Annotated in this window: 10 protein-coding genes; all 10 read right to left on the reverse strand. The window is 59.5% G+C overall.

Annotated elements, in window-relative coordinates; genetic code table 11:
• Nucleotides 1-70 precede the first annotated feature (70 nt).
• The 10 genes from ACR3YK_RS00685 to ACR3YK_RS00730 all read right to left on the reverse strand — a co-directional run bounded on the left by ACR3YK_RS00685 (nucleotide 71) and on the right by ACR3YK_RS00730 (nucleotide 21,265).
• Nucleotides 71-1,171 (reverse strand): ABC transporter substrate-binding protein, encoded by a 1,101-nt coding sequence (locus ACR3YK_RS00685; protein WP_486175346.1) that lies wholly within the window; start codon nucleotides 1,169-1,171, stop codon nucleotides 71-73.
• A gap of 291 nt (nucleotides 1,172-1,462) precedes the next feature.
• Nucleotides 1,463-4,456 (reverse strand): FtsK/SpoIIIE domain-containing protein, encoded by a 2,994-nt coding sequence (locus ACR3YK_RS00690; RefSeq protein ID WP_486175347.1) that lies wholly within the window; start codon nucleotides 4,454-4,456, stop codon nucleotides 1,463-1,465.
• Nucleotides 4,457-4,560: 104 nt separating this feature from the next.
• Nucleotides 4,561-7,377 carry an FHA domain-containing protein gene (locus ACR3YK_RS00695; protein ID WP_486175348.1) on the reverse strand — a complete coding sequence of 939 codons (2,817 nt, stop codon included), beginning with the start codon at nucleotides 7,375-7,377 and terminating at the stop codon, nucleotides 4,561-4,563.
• A gap of 286 nt (nucleotides 7,378-7,663) precedes the next feature.
• Nucleotides 7,664-9,955 (reverse strand): transglutaminase TgpA family protein, encoded by a 2,292-nt coding sequence (locus tag ACR3YK_RS00700; RefSeq protein ID WP_486175349.1) that lies wholly within the window; start codon nucleotides 9,953-9,955, stop codon nucleotides 7,664-7,666.
• Entirely contained in the window at nucleotides 9,952-11,382 is a 1,431-nt protein-coding gene (locus tag ACR3YK_RS00705; RefSeq protein WP_486175350.1) for a DUF58 domain-containing protein, read from the reverse strand. Before ACR3YK_RS00705 ends, ACR3YK_RS00700 begins: the two co-directional genes overlap by 4 nt.
• Entirely contained in the window at nucleotides 11,379-12,350 is a 972-nt protein-coding gene (locus ACR3YK_RS00710) for an AAA family ATPase (RefSeq protein WP_486175351.1), read from the reverse strand. Before ACR3YK_RS00710 ends, ACR3YK_RS00705 begins: the two co-directional genes overlap by 4 nt.
• Nucleotides 12,351-12,359: 9 nt before the next feature.
• Entirely contained in the window at nucleotides 12,360-18,266 is a 5,907-nt protein-coding gene (locus ACR3YK_RS00715) for an Ig-like domain-containing protein (RefSeq protein ID WP_486175352.1), read from the reverse strand.
• Between the two features lie 12 nt (nucleotides 18,267-18,278).
• Nucleotides 18,279-19,706, reverse strand: coding sequence for a serine/threonine-protein kinase (locus tag ACR3YK_RS00720; RefSeq protein ID WP_486175353.1), 1,428 nt, complete (start codon nucleotides 19,704-19,706; stop codon nucleotides 18,279-18,281).
• Nucleotides 19,707-19,825: 119 nt separating this feature from the next.
• Nucleotides 19,826-20,620, reverse strand: coding sequence for a PP2C family protein-serine/threonine phosphatase (locus ACR3YK_RS00725; protein ID WP_486175354.1), 795 nt, complete (start codon nucleotides 20,618-20,620; stop codon nucleotides 19,826-19,828).
• A gap of 18 nt (nucleotides 20,621-20,638) precedes the next feature.
• Complete coding sequence (locus ACR3YK_RS00730; RefSeq protein ID WP_486175355.1) at nucleotides 20,639-21,265, reverse strand: FHA domain-containing protein; 627 nt, start codon at nucleotides 21,263-21,265, stop codon at nucleotides 20,639-20,641.
• Between the last annotated feature and the right edge of the window lie 35 nt (nucleotides 21,266-21,300).

Genomic DNA, 21,300 nt, shown 5'->3' on the forward strand with positions numbered 1-21,300 from the left:
CCGTTAACGCACTCGCCCCAGGCGGCTGTGCTTCTGGAGCACGCCGCGCTGGGGAGGAGTGATTGAGTACTTAGCCCTTGCCCGTGATGCGACGGAATTCCGCGTTGAACGACTGGTCGTCGGTCGTGCTGAGCGTGCGGAACGTGCTTGCGCGTGACATCGCCGTGGCGTTGGGGAAGGTGAACTGGTTAGTCGCGAGTTTCGGGAAGTTCTCGATGGCGTACTCGAGAGTTCCGTCAACGGGGCTCACACAGTGGATCCATTCCACAACCTCGGTGGCGATAGCGGGGTCGTAGTAGAAGTTCATGAGCTTTTCGGCATTGGCCTTGTGCTGAGCACCTGCAGGGATCACGAGCGAGTCTGTGAAGAAAGTGCCTCGCGACCCTGGCAGTAGGAACTTGAACTTTTCGTAGCCCGCTTGAGCGTTGAGCACCGCGATATCTCCGGCCCGGGCGAAGCCTGCAAGCGCCTCACCCGACTTGAGCTTGTCGAGGTAATCGCTGCCATACACACCGAGGATGTGCTTCGATGCGAGGTGAGTTTCGAGAACTGCACTGGCCTTCTTGAATTCGTCGATTCCCCAATTGCCGTCTGAAATGTCGACGCCGTTTGCGAGCAGCAGCATGCCCATCGTGTGACGCATTTCGGCGAGCACGACGACTTTTCCTTTGAGGTCGTCGTTCCACAGCTGTTCGACAGAGACGAGCCCCTTGGGGTACTCGTCGGCGTTCCACGCGAGACCGATGAACCCGCTTTGCCACGGCAGAGAGTAATCGCGGTTGGGGTCAAATTCGGGGCTGGCTAGCGTCTTGGTGAGGTTTGACTTGTTCGGGATGTTAGCCGAGTCAAATTTTTGTGCATATCCAAACCGGATGAGGCGGGCGGCCATCCAATCACTGACACAAATAATGTCAGCGCCGGTGGGCTGTCCGAGAGCGAGTTGATCCTTCATTGTCAGATAAAAGCCAACGTTGTCTTTAACAACGGGCTTGTACTCGACTTCGATGCCAGTTTCGTTCTTGAACGCTTTGAGCGTGGCGGAGTGCCCACTGAGGTCTTCATCAATGTAGGACGGCCAACTTGCCCAGACCAGGGAATTGTCGCTGTCTGAGATATCTATCGCGTCCGACCCGTCCGGCCCGGCGCATGCCGCTAGCGCGAGGGCGGACATTCCCACACCTGCTCCTTGCAGCAACCGCCTACGGCTGAGTTGAGATTGCTTCGCCTGCAGCATTAGCTGCTGGATCGCATGATCCTGCGGAAGTGCTCTCGTCACGTTTTCTCCTTCGCCCCCACCAGTTACACCGATGGTAGTGAGCGCAGTCCGGGTTGTTATAGCCCCAGTTAGGAGGGGCTTTTGGCGCTTCATAATAATTTCACGGATCGCTCACAATTTCGCGCTCAAAATGTGCCCAATTCGGGTACCGCGACACTGGCTCGGGCACCGCGACATGGTTTCGGGTTAGGAGCCAGCCGCATCGTCGCGGGAGAACGTGTCGGGCTTCTGGTGCGCGAGCGGAAATCGGACACGCCTGGTACGCCCGGTGTTGCTCAGTTGCCACAGCTCTTTCGCCCCGGTGTTGAGTGGCGGCGGAAGTTCGCGGGTGCGAGCAACTTGGCGGTAGTCACTAAGGCCGCACCCGTCGATAATCACCGTCGCATGGGACTGCAGAGTCTGGAGTGCACCCCAGCGAGATTGCCACTCGTCCACCGAGCCGACCAGTGCTGTCGGCGTTTTCGATCCCGGGGCTGAGACGAGCAAGCTTCGTTCGCTACCGGGCGGCCCTGACAGCGGGAGCACTGCCCATCCCGCTTCTGCGCACGCTGCGGCAGTGAGCGCTGGTCGACCGCTCACGATCGCGAGGTTCGCGCCTGAGTCCACCGTTTCGATCTCAGCAGGGGATGGTACAGGGAGGTACTGATTGCTGAGAGCGATTTGCGCCCGAGTTCCTTTCCAGAGCGCCCCTCCTGCAGGCAGAGTATCTAGGTAGTCTTCGGCGCGTCCGCCGGAAAGCACAAAGTCCTGCCGGGTGGAAAACCTCAAGCGAAGGGTCTGCGGATAGAGCGGCGAAAGCGATTGTAGGGCCGCCGTAATACGTTGAGCGCTTGAGGCGACAGAAATGCCTACTGCCGCACCTTCTCTCAGCACCCGCGAGAGGCGTTCAAGAACCACGGGTCGATATTCGTCGTCAAAGCGCGCGATTGCTGCATCGAGATCGTCGATCAGCACAAGGGTCGCTGAGGAATGATCTGGAGAGGTCTCTGTGTGATCCAGTCGACTATATAGCCGCGTGAGACCGTCCCAGAACGCTGCCGGCTCAGTGCTAATGACCTGAACCGCCAACGATGTCGCAGCAGCGAGCGTTGCTAACGTGACGGTTTTGCCGCTGCCCGAAGCCCCAACGATAAGCAGGTGTCCCTCGCCGGTCGGCGACCACGTTGCGACTCCGTGACGTTGCTCATTGGGAAGGTCAGATTGCCCGAAAATGATGGTCTCGCCGCTACCCTCCGCCGCAGAACTCAGGAGCAGGGACGATTCTGGAAGTGCCAGCACGGCAGTCAGAGCCAGATGCTCACTCAGTGGCTCGCACCACGGCCGACGCGGTCGCTCGCTCGCAGCCCAACGCTCGGCAACGGCGCGAATGTCTTGGGCAGTCACTAAGGCGAACTGGGCGAGCTCAGCAGAACTGGAACCGTGCGCAATCCACGCTCGTCCTTTCTGGTTCGCGGGGAGCGCAGCAGCAAGATCGCTACCGACGACAGCGGAACTGTCGGCTCCGTTGTTGACGCGAAGCGAGATTCGCAGATCGGCATTAGCGAGCACCGAGTCGCGTACAACTCCCGATGGGCGTTGTGTGCACAGGATAAGGTGCACCCCGAGTGAACGACCGCGTGCCGCGATGTCGCTGAATAGCGTGTGCAGTTGTGGAAAGCCCTCCATCATGGCAGCAAATTCGTCGACGACGATGACGAGGCGAGGGATACTGTCGAGATCTGAAATGTCGCGAACTCGTGCGTTAGCCAATGCCCGTTCGCGGTGCCTTAGCTCGGCGCGCAGACTCGCAAACGCCCGGGCTGCAGCCGCCTCGTCGAGATCGGTAATGATGCCAACGGTGTGCGGCAATTGGTTCAGCGAGTCGAAGGCTGAGCCGCCCTTGAAGTCGACGAGCAAGAACGTGACATCATCCGGCGCCGTTTCTGCCGCGATAGCGAGCACCCATGCGATCAAGAGCTCGCTCTTGCCACTGCCTGTCGTACCGCCCACGATGGCGTGGGGACCGTCTGAGACAAGGTCGAGCGCCATCGCCTGACCAGCTGCCATCGCCGGGCGAGCTGATAAGGAACGTCGACGCGCCTCGCGAGAATAGTGCTCGGTAGAGGCAACCGGGGCGACCTCACAAAAACGGACGAGGTCCGGTAGATCATCGGTTCCTGAAGCCAGACCGTCTCGGGTTGCAATCTCCCGTGCAGCCTGCACCCACTGAAAGGCTTGTTCGCGACCAAGAAACGATGGTTCAAAGTCTCGCCGTTGATGACGATCGGGATGTCGCACAACAGCGACGTTGTCTCCGTCAACCTGAATGACGATTCGATGCCCACTCGGCACATGCTCTTCAGCCGTTACAACGGTTACTGAGACGTGCGGCGTGGTGTTGCCGAGCGTTCCCCACTGAATGCTTGCGATTTCAGTCGACGGCTGGGCTCTCTCCATACCCTGATCGGGGCCGGCACTCCCCCGCAACTGCCGGTGCGGGAGCGCTTGGGCCCATGCCTCTGTCGAGAAGTCGCCTCTCAGTCGTACCCAACTAGCAGTCGGAGCCAGCGTGCGGGCGAGTTGAATCGCCAACGCCCGGGCTAAAGAAAGCGTCATGAGCTGGGTGCCGAAAATCGCCACGCCGAGCCGAGAGTTGATCGCTATGGGTGCCCGCTCAAGGTGCTCAGCCTGAGAGGTCAACGAACGGAGTTCGTCTTCGACCTCCGGCGGCTGAGAGTCGTGGGAGCCCGAGCGGTCGATAGCGACGCTGCTTCGTACGAGGCCATAACCCAAGTGGACCGGGAGCACGTCCTCGGGGCCTCGCATCCAGCGGGCTGCGTCGGTATGGACATCGTTGACTAGCGTAATCGCGGAGGGCGTGCGTTCGGCGAGCTCGACGAGCTCCCGACGATGATAGGTCTCAATATCGTTGCGGGTCGTAGCAACGTCAGCGAGGAATCGCCCCCTCTCGGTGCGACGCAGCGCACGCGCCGAAACTCGGGAATCGATATAGCTGCCGGTTGCCGCCAATGGTCCGAGTGCCGCGAAGATTAGGGCGAATGTCGAGCCCGTGATCAACCAAATTGCGACCGAAGCAACGACTGGAACAGTTGCCGCGATCACCGGAAATTTGAACGGCGCAGGGCGCTGCGGAGGAGCGGGAAGAACTATGCGTGGGTCGGGAGCAGGGGTGTCGTTCACACCCCTTACTCCACCAGCCGACGCTGTGCAGAATTCTCGCAAGAGAGTGCTCGTGTAGAGCAGCTTTGGTGGCCGTGGTGTGGAGGGCAGGACGCTCCGCTGCTTTAGCTGACGATAAAGAACTGCTCTCCGATTTCTACCCGGGTACCCCGCACCACGCGGTAGCGCTTGCCAGGCTCGCAGCGTTTCGCATCAGCACCGGGCTCACGCACAATTGTGCCGTTGCCGGAGTATCGATCGCTGACCCAGAACACGCCACTCATCTGGCCGAACTCAAGATGCGTCTTCGAGACGGATTTGCTTGGGTCCGTTATCGGCACCACGATGTCGAACTTTTCCGATGGCTCCGGGATGGGGTTGCGGCCAACGAGCCCACTGCCCGTCACGATCACGCTATCGCCCGTGCTGAACTGCAGCACGAATCGGGTACCCGTGACGCTGCGCTCCACGATTCGTGTGTCTTCGATATCCGCCTCGTCCGTGCCGACAGTAGCGAGAGGAACTGGCGGGGAAATCGGCAGTTCGACTCGCTGATTCGACTTGGGGGGCGGAGCAAGCACAGAGAACGCTGGGCCCCCTGAGGAGTCCCCGGCTACGAGTTCGCTCGGCTCGGGCTCGGCGGAGCCCACGGTCGGCTCCATGGGCGGAGCTGCTTCAAGGTGAGAACGGGAAGCAGACGCCTGCTTCGCTCCCTCGTCAACAGAATCATTCGAGGGATCAGGCGCCACTAGGGACTCGCCTGTTGCCGGTTCCCGAGACTCACTATCTCCGGGTTCGATCAGAGGCATTGGCTCGCTCGTATCACTCGCATCACTCGCATCGCTCGTCAGTTCCTCAGCAGGAACAGCGGGGTCGGTCGACTGTTCTCGACCATCTTCTGCTTCCTTTTGACTGTCGGAAACGTGCACTGTCGCAGCGGTCGCGGTTGCGTGCGGATCGGTGGTCTCGTTACGTGCAACGTCATCCCGTTCCGGCTCTGCCGGAACAGCATCATCCACATCAGAGTTCACACTCTCCGATTCCGCGGCGCCGACTTTGTCGCTTCTCGGTGTACCCCACGGAACGGGATCGAGGGCAGCAGGCCCCATCCGCGAACTCGGGCCTATGCCGTGTTTGACGAATCCGCACGATCCGCAGAAAATGTCAGATTCGGCCAGCGCATCTCCGCATTGCACACAGGTAACGGCCGCGTTGGCGCTCGCCTCCACCGTGCCGTTGTCCCCGGCACCCGAACGTGGCACCTTCGAGAGGCTGACGGCTGCGGCCTCGGCTACGATTGCGCGCGGTTGGGTGCCGTGTTCGCCACTCTCAGTGCTACTGGCTGCCGTCTCGGCGGCCCCAACTGACACCGCAGCGGGCGCCGGTTGCCCATCGACCCGTTCCGAAGCCACGGGTGCGAATGCGGATGCACGCAGCCGATCGGCCGTGGTGAAGACAGTTTCTTCGCCGAGCGGGCGAACGGGATCAACGCGCGGTGGTTCGTTTTCCTCGTGAGGAAGATCTGTTCGTCCCAATCTACTCAGATCGGGCTCAAAGACCGAGCGAGGCAACGGAGCAGGTTCGACGAGCGGCTCCGGAACGACTTTCGCTTGATCTACCTCAACAGCCTGTTCGTTCATGTCCCCCGACACCCCTTCTTCGCTCTCTGGCTTTGGCTCCGGCTCAGGCTCCGGCTCAGCGCCCCCTCTCTCTGGCTCAGACTCGACTTCGCCACCGTCCTCGTCGGTGCCATCGTCGGCAATCTCGTCGACTTCCTCGACCATCGGGGCGTCCGTGCCGCTGCCCGTAGAAGGATCATCCGCGAGGTTGTCGTTTGTTTCTGTGGATGCCTCGCTAGCTGCTTCAGCGACCTCGAGGATCTCGGCGGACTCTGTGCCGTTTACGGTTGGCGCGTCGGCCAGATCGCGGTCGTGGTCCTCTTCGGTCTCGCTTTCCACTCTCGACGCCGGCTCGAGATCGGATTCGGACTCAGACTCCGGCTCCGGCTCCGGCTCAGACTCAGACTCAGACTCAGACTCAGACTCCGGCTCCGGCTCCGGCTCAGACTCCGACTCAGGATGCCCTTCCGAATCCATGTGCTCCTGGAGTTCTTCGCCAGAATCGACGCTCGCTGTGGGCTCGCTGTTACCGTCCGGTGCATCCTGTTGCGTCGACGCAAAGTAGTCAACCTCGGTCATCGGTGTCAGCACAGCATCCGGTTCGGTAGATTCAGCGTCAACATCGTCATCGCGATCTTCGTCGATGATTGTATCTTCGACCGCTTGTGGATCGTCGCGCTGTTCGGCACTACTCGCGTTCTCGAGAGCCTGAGCGTGCGTTTTGTAATCATCACGCTCGTCGCTGCCTACCGAAGTCGACGCATCATCGACGCTGTCGCTGACCGCTTCTGCAACCTCTACAGGCTCTACAGGCTCTACAGGCTCTACAGGCTCTACACCCTGCGTCAGTTGCGCTTCGTAGGCTAGCTCCTCAGAGCCTCCCGAGACCTCATCGAGGAGTTCCGCACCGCGCTCGGGCTGAGTCGGCTCTGTTGGCTCCGGCAACTGCGCGATTTCGGGAGCGGGCAGGTCTCGCCACGCTTGCGTTGACACGGGGTCAGGAAGATCGCTGACCGAGGAGTTCTCGAGGTCACGCTTCAGGTTCAGTGCTCCGGGATTTGGAACCTCGTCGTACGGACCGTCTTCGTCGAACGGCATCGCGTCAGCGAATTCATGATCGTCGTCCGCAGTCTCTTCCTCGCTGTGTGCAACGCGGATGTCGTGAGGCGCAGACAACACGAGAGGCTCACCCAGTTTGAGTGTTGGTGCATTTTCTTCGAGCGCATCCGGCGACGAGACAAGTGCTTCACGGAGCGCTGGGGGCAGCTGGTCAAGAGAGATCTTGAGATCGTTCTCGCTGTTCGCTTCGACATCTGCACTCACGGCTGGAGTTGAAGTCGCGACATCGCTCTCCCTCAGCGCTGCTTCGGTCAACTCGCTCTGCTCAGCAACCGCCTCGCGTTTACGGCGGCGACGTGAGCTCGACGGCGCGTCAGAGCTCTTGCTCGTCGAACGGGCGTTCGCGGAAACCGTTTGGCGAGCCGACTCCGCGCTAGTCGCAGCGCCTCTGCGAGCGCGTCGAGACATCGCCGGCCGACCACACTCAGCGCAGTAGACGGCATCGGCAGGAAGTTGCGTCGCGCAGAAAGAACAATTCACGGGTAGCCCTCTATCGCTTAAACAGACTTGTGACACTATAACCACCGAGCGATCGCAGCGATATTTTTGTCTTGAACCGCGCCCAGCGCGACAGTCCAGTATTGAGTTGAGCTTCGAGCTCCGACACGTTCGTCCAGAACAGGTCGACTTCAGAAGCTATCGGGATGCCTCCGGAGAAAATTGCGCGATCAGCACGCTCGGCAAGTTCGCGGGCATCCGGAGTCGCCATCACAGCAGCAACTTCGCTGCGAGTGCCGGCGATGGGTGGCGAGTAACCATGGTCGATGAGCGAATCCTCGAACTCTTGCCAACCTCCGCTGATCTGCTCTACCGAAGACTCAGCACGCCTGCGCAGTTGCCGTCGACGGAGCTTGGCCACAATGATGACAATGAACGGTGCCGCGAGAACAAGCAATACCAGCGCAACCCATCCCGCCGTACGCAGCGCAGCAAGAACCGCTTGCAAAACGAGATCGACGTCGGGTTGTAAAGCTTGCTCGCTATCAGGGTTGGACTGGCGGTTAGTGGTGTCCGACTCGATCTCTGGCGGTTGAACCACTGTCTGGGGGCGCGCGACTTGGGCGATATCGTCGGGGTCCTCATCCGGAATCTCGCGCAGCGGCGGGTTGGGATCGATGGTCACCCAGCCGTACTCTTGCGTATTCACTTCGATCCAAGCCGAGACGTCGTCGCCCCGAATCTGTGCGTCAGAAGTGACGAATCCGAGAACAACTCGCGCCGGGAATCCGAGTTCGTTGGCCATCATGGATGCCGCAACCGCGTACTGCTCGCCGTCGCCGATCATGCGCGGGGCCGTCATAAGCTCCGCGATGCGATCAGCTGAGTGGCCAGAACGGCTCGCTGGCTCGTCGACGCCCACGCCGTGGCTGACGTAGCCGTCAGAAGCCAACCCGCTCAGCATCGCGCTCAGCCTCTCGCCAGAGGATGTCATCCCGCGAACGTACTGATCAAGTTTCTCGGTGAGCTCTTCGGGCGTGTTCCGAATCGAGGGCACCTCGGCGAGTCCCGGAGTGAGCGAACTAATGTCATCAGCGCTTGGTTGGAGTGGCGCGATTCCCTCGAAGGTGTAGCTGTCGCCTGACTCCAGCCCATCGACGACCGCCGCTGTGCCCGAAACTTTGTTGTAGTAGAAGGTGTCACGTAGGTCAGCCGCGCGGTCTCCCGAAAACTCGACTTCTTCGAACAGACCAACGGTGGGAAGCCAGACTCCCGAGTAGCCCGCAACGGTGAGCGTCATGGCTACGTGCTCGCCTTCAATTGCGGACTGGTCAAAACGACCGGGCACGCGGGAGAACGATCCAGATTCGCTCGACACTCGGTCACTACCAACGGCGTAAACGACGCCGTTGTAGCTGTCGAGCGTCGCGAGCCGCACGTGGGTGCCCAATGGCACCCCTGAGATCTCAAAGAGAACTGTATTGGCCGTACTGGGTTGCCAGTAGCGTCGAAATCCCGAGAGAGGACTCACGTAGTCACGCGGATCAAAAGGTTCAACGATCGCTGTTCGCAGAACTGATCGGTTGTTTGTGGGCGGTACTGCATTCGCGGCGACTAACGCTATGGCAGATGCGATGGAGAGGATCACGACAGCACTGATAACTGTGCGAACCCCAGCGAACCCAAACTCGCGCCTGCGTCGTGCAACTCCGGCCTCATCCATCGCTGCTTCCAGGGCAGTTACTGTGTCGCGGCGACGTCGCCAGCGGAACCACACCAGCGCAAGAGCGATCACGACGAGGAGGATAAGCGAGAGAGCCAGGGGTTGATCGGGGTAGGTCGGCCCTAACGCAATCGCGATCACAAAAATCAGGATGGCTGGCACAACAGAAAGCTCTGCAATTCGTGTGCGCAAAGCGACGTTCAACGACACAACTGTGCCGAAGTACACGAGCACGAGCGCTGGAACGAGAAGAGCTTGATAGTCGCCAACGGGAAGAGAAATAGTGAGCAGTTGTTTCCAGCCGAGCGCGACGCCCGTGATGAGATCGCTGAACCCTTCGAGAGTTGGCGCTACGCCGAACTGGGTTTCCGAGGGCACGGCCACCGGAACTCCGATGAGCAGAAACACCGCAAGTGCTAGGAGAGATGTGGGCAAAAACGACCACGATCGCCACAACGAGACGAGGACAACCACAGAGCCGGCAACGATCGCAACGATAATCAACGTGGTCAGTGCTGGCGTACGGTAAACCGGCCAGAACGCGGCTGACGCGATTGCGATCGCACCCCAGAGCAGCACTGCGGAGACGATGACGAATGAGCGAGAAGCGGGGCGTATCATGCACCCGCCGATCGTGAGAGTGCCCGTTTGAGCTCTTCGAGATAACCGATCGTGAGCACGCTGAGTCCCGCGACCCGGCGAAGACCGGGGACCGCTTCTGGATCACACACAATAGCCACGACCTCGACGTTCGCTGCGAACTTCGTTGAAGCCGCACGCAACTGCTGCGAGGTCACCGTAGACCCGCAAATAAGAAAGGCCACGGAAACCCCACTTGTTTGCTCTGAAGTGACCCGAGCGACGTCGATGAGCCGGAGCGCGGTGTCTGCGCTCTTTACTTTCGTGAGGTCATCCAACAACCTAGTGCCGGTCAGCGTGGAGAGAGCCCGAACCGCGAAAACCTTACGCTTAGCGAATTGAGGTGTCTGTTCACTCGCAACAACGGTCACCGTTCGAGCATCCCGGATAGCCTGTGCTCCGAGCGAGCCTGCGACGCTCACGGCCATCTCGAATTCGTACTCGTTGTCATAGTCAGCTGTCGCCAGGCTCAGCGCTATCACTAGGTGACTTCGCCGGGTTTCCTCAAACTGACGCACCATATAGCGACCGGTTCGCGCCGTGGACTTCCAATGGATGTTGCGGCGCTCGTCACCGCGCACGTACTCACGCAAGGCATGAAACGAGATGTCATTGTTGGCCAGGTCCCGAGTCGGGTTGCCTTCGAGGTCGCGAATCAGTCCGGTGCTCACGCTGGGGATGCTGATCGTTCGCGGGTGAACAAAGATTTCAGCGGCGTCAGTCCAGACAAGTTCGCGGCGCACAAGACCGATGGGATCCGCGCGAACGGTACGTACCGGCCCCACCGAAATGACACCCCGACGATTGGTCGGAATAGAAAACTCGTGTGCAGCTGTTCCCCCGGGCCGCAAGCTGGGCAGCACTGCCTCAGCGAGCGTGGCTGCAACGGGGATCTCGGCGACTACTCCTAGGCTGCGACGTTTTCCCTCGTTGACTCCGTGCACTTCGCCGCTTGCAGCTTCGCCAACGACGACGCGCTGATGTTCAACGCGAAGGCTGATGGCGAGATGGCTGCGCCCCAGAAGGTAAATGGCTGCCATCAGAGCGATTGCGATGAGCGCGAAACCGACAACGACCAGTTCGTTCCATGAGATTGAGTACCCGACCACCAGCGTTAGCGGAATCAGAAGGAGCACCACCCAACCCACCGCAGTGATAACGGATGTCACCCGCCGCACATAACCGGCGATCGTGGCACGCACCACGACGGCTAACCGCACTAACGAAACAATGAGGTCCGCAAGAAAACCCGTTCGATAGCCGACAATTCGGGTACGGGCGTTGTCAAGGCCACGAATCGCCGTGGGGAAGTCCAAATCCGAGCGCGCTCGATCTCCGCTCGGATGTGACTCTTCCGCCGCGGTGCCGTTCGAATGCCCCTTTGCCGAGCGGTTCAAAAGAGAACTCACACGGCTTGCCGTTCAGTGGGCGGCGGGTTCTCAATGAGGATCTGGGCGATAACGCTCGACGCCGTCACGCCCTCGAACTCCGCTTCTGCGTCAATCACCAGTCGATGTGCGAGCACTGACTCCGCAAGTGCCTTCACATCGTCAGGAACCACATAGTGACGACCGTTGGATGCCGCGAGGGTCTTTGCTGCACGCATGAGTGCGAGTGCGCCACGCACACTCACGCCGAGACGGACTTCGGTGGCGCTGCGCGTCGCTTCAACCAAGCGGCTCACGTAGTCGTTGATTGTGGGGTCGACATGCACGGTTCGGGCCAGTTGAGCCATCTCAACAACGAGCTCTGCGCTTACCACGGGTTCAATGGTGGTGGAATGCGCAGCGGTACCTGCACCATCGAGGATGCGGAGTGTGGAGGCACGATCGGGGTACCCGATCGACGCCTTCATGAGAAAGCGATCAAGTTGGGCCTCAGGAAGACGGTAGGTTCCCGCCTGCTCGATGGGGTTCTGCGTAGCGATCACCATAAAGGGCGAACCCACGGGATGTGTCACACCGTCGACGGTGACCTGGCCTTCTTCCATCACTTCAAGAAGCGCCGCCTGAGTTTTCGGGCTCGCCCGGTTGATCTCGTCTGCCAGAACGATGTTGGAGAAAATCGGGCCGGGGTGGAATTCAAACTCATTCTCACGCTGATCGAAAATACTGACGCCAGTAATGTCACCGGGAAGCAAGTCTGGAGTGAATTGAATACGGTTAGTCGTTCCCGACACGCTCTGAGCGATCGCTCGTGCGAAAGATGTCTTTCCGGTGCCGGGATAGTCCTCAAGCAAAAGATGTCCTTCGCTGAGTAAAGCGGTGAAGCCGAGGCGCACAACAAATGTCTTGCCGAGCAGCACTTGTTCGACATTGGTGACGAGTCGGTTGAAGCTCTCTGCGAACCATGCGGCTTCGTCAGGAGTCATGGTCATATCGCACCTCTAGTCATAGTCATATCCGTTATACGTTCTCTCATAGATCTGGCCGCCGTTGGCTACTACTCGGATCACCAAAGTCGGTGTGGCAAGCAGGACAACGTCAGCGTGGCACGTAGCACCGGGGGTGCTGGTGTCGGCTGTTTGCCAGGGACCAAGGGTGATTCCGCCACAGCGGTATCTCACGCTCTCGTAATCCCCTGTTGGCCAATTGAGCCACGCAAAAGTTCCGCTTTCATTGAGCAAATCATCGTCTGAAGTGAAAGTCAGGCTTGATACCGAGGGGTTAACCGGAACACCAAGCGGGAATGGTGCCGACCACTCTGGTTGACAGATCGGTCCGGAACCGTAGCTCCGACAGGCGCGAACCTCAACCGCAACGTTCTGTCCATAGTGCTGTCCGCCGTCTGCGGTCAGGAAGGAACCAAGCGCCACCGGGCCGTAAATCGTGCCGGGCACGGTGCCGCCACTCAGACGGTAATAGACCGTGTAGTTGCTATCGAGTGGGTCCGCTCCCATCATGCCGCCATTGACGGTGAAGTCGAAACGATTGCCATTCGGCACGGGGCCTGCAGTGGAAAGCGCGGTAACAATGGCGGGCGGGGTGTGCGCGATCACCGTCGGAGTGGCGGTGCAACCCTGACCATTGTGAGCAAAGACGAGCATCGTATACGTACGGTTCGGTGCTAGCCCAGAAAGGGTCGCCGAGGTACCGGTCCCTACCGCGGCCAGCTTCGCGCCGTTACTGGTGATCGAGCCATTAGCAGCACACGTTGGCGACGTCCCGGTGTAGGCAGCTGCTGTGTACGTCGTCACAGGGCGACCATTCTCGTTGAAGGCTCCGCCCCAACTCAGATTAACCGTTGTATCGTTGACGACCGACGCGACAGGTGCGGAGAGAGCGATAGGCGGCCCGGCCGGAGTGGCGCTTCTGGGCTCGCTAGTGTTCCATACGGACAACGCCGTGTATGCCGAGTTTCTCGCGCTCACGGTATAGGAAACCGCAACGCCGTTATCGAGAACCCAGCTCGATGGAGTCTCCCACGTGCACGTACCGCTATCACACTGCGAGAGGCCGAGGGTCGTTTCGAATCCGCCAACCACGACACGGTAGCGGTCAACGGGCGAACCACCGGCAGGCGTGGGAACGGCGTTCCACGTGAGTCGCAGACCGTGGTCTAGCGGTGCTGCGCTCAGCGTGCTGGGCGCGACGGGGATGATGTCGGACCACACTGAGTCCGCCAAGGTTACCGGTTCGGACTCGCCAATCGCGTTGATGGCAACAACCGTAACTTTGACTGAGTTGCTAGGTCCGTTACCCGTTGTCGGTATTGCGCAGGTTGTTCCCGTGCACTCCGTTGTATTCACGAGAACGCCAGCCGCGCGAGTGGTCACACGGTACGAGGAGATCGGCGAATTGTTTGCCGGGCCCGCGTTCCAGCGCATCATGATCGTCTTGTCGCCGAAGCCGCTGGGGCCTACGTTCGATACGGGATCGGGCTTATCCTGAACCGACACCACAACAGTGCCCCAGACATAGCGCGATTCATCGTTCGTCGCGTCTGCTACTCGGTATTGAAGATTGACATCGCCGGGTACAGCCGATTCCGACACTGTGACAGTAAGGGTGCGGTTGTCACTACTCGGCAGAATTGTGAGCCCGGCCGGGATGGAGCTTCCTCCGAGGCCACGAATATCGACGACGCGCAGCGGAGCTCCAGGGAAGGGATTCGTCGACGCATCATTCGCGAGTACATCGACGATCGTTGTTTCACCACGTTGCGCGATCGCAACATCAGACGCCGGACTCGCGAGCGGCCGAGTGGACGGCACGACATTCAGCTCGATTCGACCAGACTTTCCTTCAGAAAGATCATCGCGCACCCCGAGCGAAATTGAGGTTCGGGTGCCCTTAAAGGCACTGTCATTGGCTCGCAGAGTCAGTAACGTACCGTTCAGCGAATAGCTGAAGGCTTCGGGTAAGGGGCTGAGTACCGTGTAGGCGAGCTCATCAAGGTCGTCGGGATATGGGTAGTTCGTTAGTTTGAGAAGATCGATCTCTTTTTCTTGACCCGGTTCGAAATCGATGACGGCGCCACCGAAGACGGGGGGTTGGTTATCACGCGGAAGTACGTCGATCGGCAGCACTAGAATTGCCGTCCGCCCCTCGGGGTCCGTTGCCGAGGTGCCATCAGTGACTTCGAAAGAGATGGATGCGGGACCAAAATATTTTTCGGCGGAGGTGAACACCAACGTGTCTTCATCACGGACGAGGTCGGATCCATCGCTGTGGGTGGCAAGAACCGTACTGGAATCGGTCAGTCGTACGGGATTCTCACCCACGGCGATAATGTAATCATTGAGGTCAATGACGAGGGTGCTTTCGCTATTGACGCTAAGTTTTGGCGCGCGACGGTCTAGCTGTGGAAGAGCGTCGTCGTACCCCGGCACCTTAATGAAGGCGTAGCTGAAGATCGTCGGGTCGGCCGGGTTCGTTACCCGGAACGGGATGATCTGCCCGGTGTCACCGACAGAGACCTCGATCTGCTTGTCCGACGTGACTGTGGCAGAGTCTCCGAACCCCGGGTAAATCCCCAAGGACAGTGTTCGCGGGTCGCCATCAGCGAAGAACACTCCGGCAAGTACATCGACAGTTACTCGATTTCGGTCGAGAACGTCGGAGAGAGTAAGCACGCTATCGGTAGCGATCGGATACGCCGGCTTAGCGTCGGGGTCCACCGTAACGCGAATAAAGTTTTGACTTGATCCGCCCGTTTCGTTTTCAATGACGTAGATGATGCCGTAATCGCCCGGAGTTTCCGGAGGGGTCACCTTCACTACGTCCCCGTCGATCTCAGCAACTGTGTCGCCATCATTCGGTTCGACAGACACCACGGACAAGGGGCTACCGTCAGGATCGGAATCGTTAGCCAATACTTGAACCGATACCGTAATCCCGGGTTTGACCGTCACTTCGTCGATGATGGCGACGGGATTACGGGCACCATCGAGGCGCGGACTGATCCCGATATTGATCTCTCCATTCGCGCGGGCACCGAGCGAATCAATCAGCGTGTAGCTGAAGGTATCCGTGCCGGCCGAGTACTCCCCCGCCTGGTACACAAAGGTGTTCGAATCGACCTCGATTACCGCACCCTTATCAGGATTCGTCGCCTGGCCGAGCAAGAGAACCGAGTCACCATCGGGGTCGGCGGAGGTGAGCGGGATCGTGACACGTACCGTGTCACCAGCTAGAACTCGAGCAGTGACGGTCGGAGGAACGGGTGGATTATTGCTTGAGGCATCGAGTTCGCGTACGGCGATTCGCACGATCGCTGTCGCAGACTGCCCGTCAGGTCCGGCAACTTGATACGCCGCCGTGAAGTTTCCGGTGCGATCAGGCGCAAGGTAGCGCAGAACATCTCCGGACACGAACAGGAGCCCCGAATCGTCAGGAAGATCCTGAGCCAGTTTGGGCAAGAGCGACAGTTCTAGCCCATCGGGATGCTCATCGTTGAGAAGCACTCTGATATCTACGGCTTGCCCGACTCGAACAGTTATGGAGTCATCGTTGGCAATCGGCGCCTGCAAACGAGACGGCGCGGGAATCTCCACAACCGTGATCACGCCGATAGCATCCGCAAGCCCGTTGCTGATGCGGTAATTGAAGCTCACCGGGCCGTCATCGAGCGGAGCTTCGAGGCTGACACGAACGAGACGTTGTTCCAGGATCTCCGCGCGCACGCCAGAGCCCACCGGCAGGTTCATCGTTTCAGTCACGAGAAGGACCCCACCGGCCGGATCGACGTCGGTGCCAGCGACGTCGATTCGCTCATTCTGAAGCGTCTGAACGAAAACAGTCTTAGGCACCGTGATCGGAGAGGTGTTGGCGTCTGGCGGCGCCACCACGTCTATTCGCACGATAGCCGTCAACGTGAGGTTTCCATCTGTGACGACATATTCGAGGTTATGACTGCGAATCTCGTCGCTTTCGAAGCGGAAGGTGCCTGTCTCATAACTGGGCAGCACTTGTGCCCCCGTTTTAGCAGGAACGCTATTGAGGCGTATGTTGCCATTGCCGCCGCGCACGTGACTCAGCGGCGAAACGGTGACTTCCTTTCCCGCGTAGGCCAACACGACGAACGGATCTGCCTCGATCGGCACTTCGCCGGCGGGCTTCACCGAGAGCGAAACGCTTCCTGACGCTTCAGCGGTGCCATCGGACACCACAAGGGTGACAACCTTGAGTTCGCCGCCGGCACCGGAATCGGAAAACACTAGGTCTCCGCCGGGCTTATAACTGACGGCGTCAGGTGCCGCGACGGAGGCGTTCGTGAGATAAAAAGGATCGCCATCGGGGTCGACCCAGTCTCCGAGAATCTGATTCGATACCCGTCCGCCGGCCTGCACCGTGAACTTGGTCGCACGCATCTGCTGTGGCGGGGAGTTTTCTGAGTCGTCTCGAACTTCTACAGTGACACTGGCAGTAGCGGTGCCTCCGCGGCCATCGCTGATGGTGTAGTTGAAGGACACCTGACCGCTTGCGCCCGGCTCCAGAGTGATCTGGATCTGCTGACGTTCGTTAATCCGGTCAATTCGACCGATCCCCGCGTTAATGACCGGGAGATCCTCGATGACCAGAACATCACCGTTCGGGTCATAGTCGTTCAACAGCACGGGCAACACAGTCGCCCGGCCGGGACGGGCACCAAAAGTGTCGTCAACGGCAACAGGAGGCTGCTGCACCTTGTCAACCTCGGGCTCGAGATCGACGAGGTTCTGCTCGACCTCAGGTTCCTCCTCATCGGTCGTGATGAGCTGGTTCCAGTTGTCGATCAGTTCGCCTGTGCCCTGAATCGCCCACGTACGACCCGAAAGTCGGTCGTTCAGTACCGCGCGAGTTCCGTTGACCGAGTAAGAAAGCTGGGCATTAGCCTGCATCTCGTCGAGCTGGAGCATGACACCTTCACCAGCGTCGGTCGGGCACCGTCTCCAGTTCTCACCGCTGGACCACGCGGCAAATTCGCACTCGCCCAATCGCATCGGAGCGGCCGGAATGCCGGACTGCCCCGTCGCAAGGCCCACCGCAGCGGCGCCGCTGAGCGGAACACTCAGCACTCCGTTGCTATAGCCGATGAGCACGCGCTCTCCGCCCGCCGAGGGGATCTGGAGCACGGTGCCGGTGCCGCCATCTACGAGTCCCGTGAGATCAACATCACGGCCATCCATGTGGAGCAGCTCAGCATCGGAATCAAGAATGGCCCATTGGCCAGCAACAGACGTGATGCTTAATTCGGCATTCGGATCAAGTTCGATGTTCTCGCTAGATTCGGCAGTGTCGGAGATAGCGGCGTTCACGCGGAAGAGTTGTCCCGCCGACGGTGAGTACGCGAAGAGCAGCCCGTCTTCGTCGACGCTGACAATCGCGTCGGCGCCCAAGCTCAGCGATGCGGGAGCTTCGGCATCAAAATTCAGAAAGTCTTCGTAGGAGCGAATCCACAGTTCGCCTGTGCCGTGCTCCAGCACGACCACGTTATCGCCGGCGAAATACACTTCAGGCTGGTTTGGCGGAAGCGCGACGCTGTCATCGATTTCAGAGAGCGCCGGGTCGACGATATCGATGGAACTTTCGGAGCGATCGAAAAGCAGCACGCTTTCGCCATGCTGAACCACTTCCAGATCCGCACTTTGCGCGTTCACGACAGAGTTGATTTCGAGCACTTCGGTATTCGCGCGTCCGATTGCCTGCTCTTGGTTGTTCGCAACCCACACGGCGCCGTCGGCCAAATCGACTCGCTGAGACGTATATCCCGTCGACACAATTGCGACCGTAGCTATCAGCGCTACGATCGCAGAAACACTCACCACACCGATCACCGTGGAGCGGCGCGCTTTACCCCAGCGCTTAATCATCGGCCTCCGTCATCACGGCAACACCGCACATTTCTGGGCACTCGCGGGGCCAGACTTGCCCTCGCGAGTGACGGTGACAGAGATGCAGACGTTCTCGCCCGATTCGGCGTCGACAACGAAGTTTGGTTCACGCTGCTGCACCGAAGGTTGCCCATCAGTAGTCTTGATCTGATAGAAATCTCCGGCCTCAAGACCGGGATCCAGCCAAGAGAATTCGACAACGTCAGTGGAAACCGAGGCTGAAATATCACTCACGACCGGGATGTCGCTCGACCCCGATTGCAGCTGAATGAAGGTAGCTGTTGCCCCCAGGACCACAACGAAAGCGGCGAGCGCTACGCCAATCCACGCCACAGTTTGCATGCCGCGTGTTTTCGGGATCGGGCTAATGCCAGTCTTGCGACGCGACATCTTCCCCTCAGCTGCGTCACTCTCGAATGAGCCAAAGCTCTCTTCGACATTCGCTGGGCGGCGACGTTTGCGACGCTGTGACGATGTCATCGGTGAGGCTTGACCTGGGCGCACTCGCGTACGGTCTTCGAGCTCGGCCACGGTAGCCAAAGCCCAATCATCCATCGCTACTTCAATAGCCGTTTGTGAAAGCCCAAGCTCTGACTCGACCGCTTGCAACTCGTGCACGAGCTCGAGAACACTGCCTTGCCGTGATTCCGCCTTGCGCGACATCGCCCGACTCAGAGCACGTTCCAAACTCTCAGGGACATCACTGCGCCCGGTCGTGCGTGGCTTAGCCCGGTTGATGCGGGAGATGAGGTCGGTCGACTTGTTTGATTCCCCCGGCACTTCGAATGGCGAGCGCCCGGCAAGTAGCGAGTAGACGGTGGCGGCGTACGACCACAGTTCGGACTCGATCGTGCCAGCTGTCTCGTCCATGAGGACCTCCGGTGCCGACCAGGGAATCGACATTCCCACAGCTTCGAGGTTCTCGGACTCACTGAGCGTCGCAGCAATACCAAAGTCGGAAAGAACCGGATGCCCGTACGCGGTGGTCAAAATGTTCGACGGTTTAATGTCACGGTGCAATACCCCTGCACGATGGGCCGTCTCAATAGCGCTGCCGATCTTAATTGCGATCCGAAGCACTTCGGGCACGGGGAGTCGCTCGACTCGATAACGCTGGCTGAGCGTCGAGGAACACAATTCCATGACGAGATAAGGACGTCCGTCTGAGGAAACGCTTGCTTGATAAACCGTCAGGATAGACGGATGCGAACTGAGTTGAGCCATAAGGTTGGCCTCGGCTTGAAACATCAGTCGAACTTGATCGTTGACGACCTCGCTGAGCATAACTTTGACGGCAACCTGGCGCCGCGGCATATTTTGCTCGTACAGGAAGACATCGGCGAAGCCTCCGGAACCCAAAACGTGAACGTGCGAGAATCCGGGCAGCGCAGGAGGAGCGGAGGGCAATCTTCTAGCCACAGAACACCCCTTACCTGTCGTCGAGTTCGACCATTCTAAGTGAGTAATGCACTCAAAAATCGGATTCTGCCCCTTGTCTGGGGTCAGTTTGCTTGTCCCCAGTATGGAGGACTTAGGGGCTATGCCGCTGTAGGCACTTCTAACACATCGATGACAATCGCTGTGATGTTGTCTCGTCCGCCGCCGTCGAGAGCGAAATCGATGAGTTGCGATACCGTCTCATCGGGCGAGAGCCGCCGCTTCAGCACGCTCTCGATCTCGTGGTCTGACACTTCGCGCGTGAGGCCATCCGAGCAGACAAGTAGCCGCTGGCCGACGTGGATCGGCAGTATCCAAAAATCTGGCGCGGGGGCGGCGTTGAAGCCGATCGCCCGCGTGATGATGTTGGCGTCAGGATGATCATCGGCCTCGTCTCGCGAGATCAGACCCGCTTCGACAAGATCTTGAACGACGGAGTGGTCTCGTGTGACCTGGACCAATTGCTCGGCGTCGAAATTGTAAACCCGGCTATCTCCGACGTTGAATACGGCGAAACTTGCAGTGTCATGGTGTTCGGTTAGCACTACCCCTGTGACGGTGGTGCCCACCCCCAATTCGCTGTCTTGAGCGATGAGGCCGATATAGTCGGTGGCCCGCTCGAGGGCACGTTCCACAGCGCGCGCCGGAAGAAAATCCCCCGTAATCGCATCGTCGAGCCGCTCGACGACTGCAGCACTTGCCAGATCCCCCGCCGAGTGCCCGCCCATGCCATCAGCGACCGCAAACAGAGGAGAGCGCGCCACATAGCTGTCTTCGTTTGCGGCGCGACGATGTCCTGTGTGAGTGCCCGCAGCCCACGCAAACGTTAAAGTCTGTTCTGCTCGCCCCGGTAGGGCGATGGTATGCCCCGGGTTGTTGCCGCCGATTTCGGTCACGGCTACCTTCCTGCCCGTTTACTCCAGACGCCGCCGAGGCAGAATCCGAATAGTGTTTCCGTCTCCAATATCCACTAGCGTGCCGGTGGAAACCACGACCGACTCACCCTGACGAAGTTTTCGTGCCGCATTTCCGGGCACTTGAACGATTGAACCGTTGGTCGAGCGCAGGTCAGTCACGATCACTGACGCGCCCAATTGCCGCACTTCAACGTGCGTTTCGGAGACTTCGCGCTGCGGCGACTGAATAGCAATGAGCCGCGGGCCCACACCTTTTACAATGCGCGGCGGTCGAGGGTCGCGCCCAAATACGCACGCATGCTCGAGCGAATATGTGTGCCCCGTGCCATCGACTTGAACGCGGTAGTACAGCGCTATGGATGCCGCCGCCGGTTCAGCAGAAGCACGTTGCGGTTTCACTTGCGCCGAGGCCCGTGCTCGCAAGCGCGCTGCCTCATGAGCCGCCTCGTGCGCGGTGCTCGGCGAACTTTGCTGAGCGGGCGTCTCGACAGGTGGCTCGTACGGCGTCACAACCGCCGCGGTTCTTCGCGCACTGATCAGCACGGTGTCATCGAGATCAGGCGTGGTCGACTGAGGCTGCGGCCGCTGGCTCGCCGTTATCGTGTCATCGAAGTCCTGCTTCACGCGGCAATCTTAGGCATGCTTGATGATTTCTCGCG

Source organism: Salinibacterium sp. 10G20-15, from assembly GCF_057365065.1.

Excerpts from the sequence above, each read along its gene's own strand:
- ACR3YK_RS00685 (WP_486175346.1), bottom strand. The coding sequence starts at position 1,171 with ATGTCCGCCCTCGCGCTAGCGGCATGCGCCGGGCCGGACGGGTCGGAC.
- ACR3YK_RS00700 (WP_486175349.1), bottom strand. The coding sequence starts at position 9,955 with ATGATACGCCCCGCTTCTCGCTCATTCGTCATCGTCTCCGCAGTGCTG.
- ACR3YK_RS00710 (WP_486175351.1), bottom strand. The coding sequence starts at position 12,350 with ATGACCATGACTCCTGACGAAGCCGCATGGTTCGCAGAGAGCTTCAAC.
- ACR3YK_RS00715 (WP_486175352.1), bottom strand. The coding sequence starts at position 18,266 with ATGATTAAGCGCTGGGGTAAAGCGCGCCGCTCCACGGTGATCGGTGTG.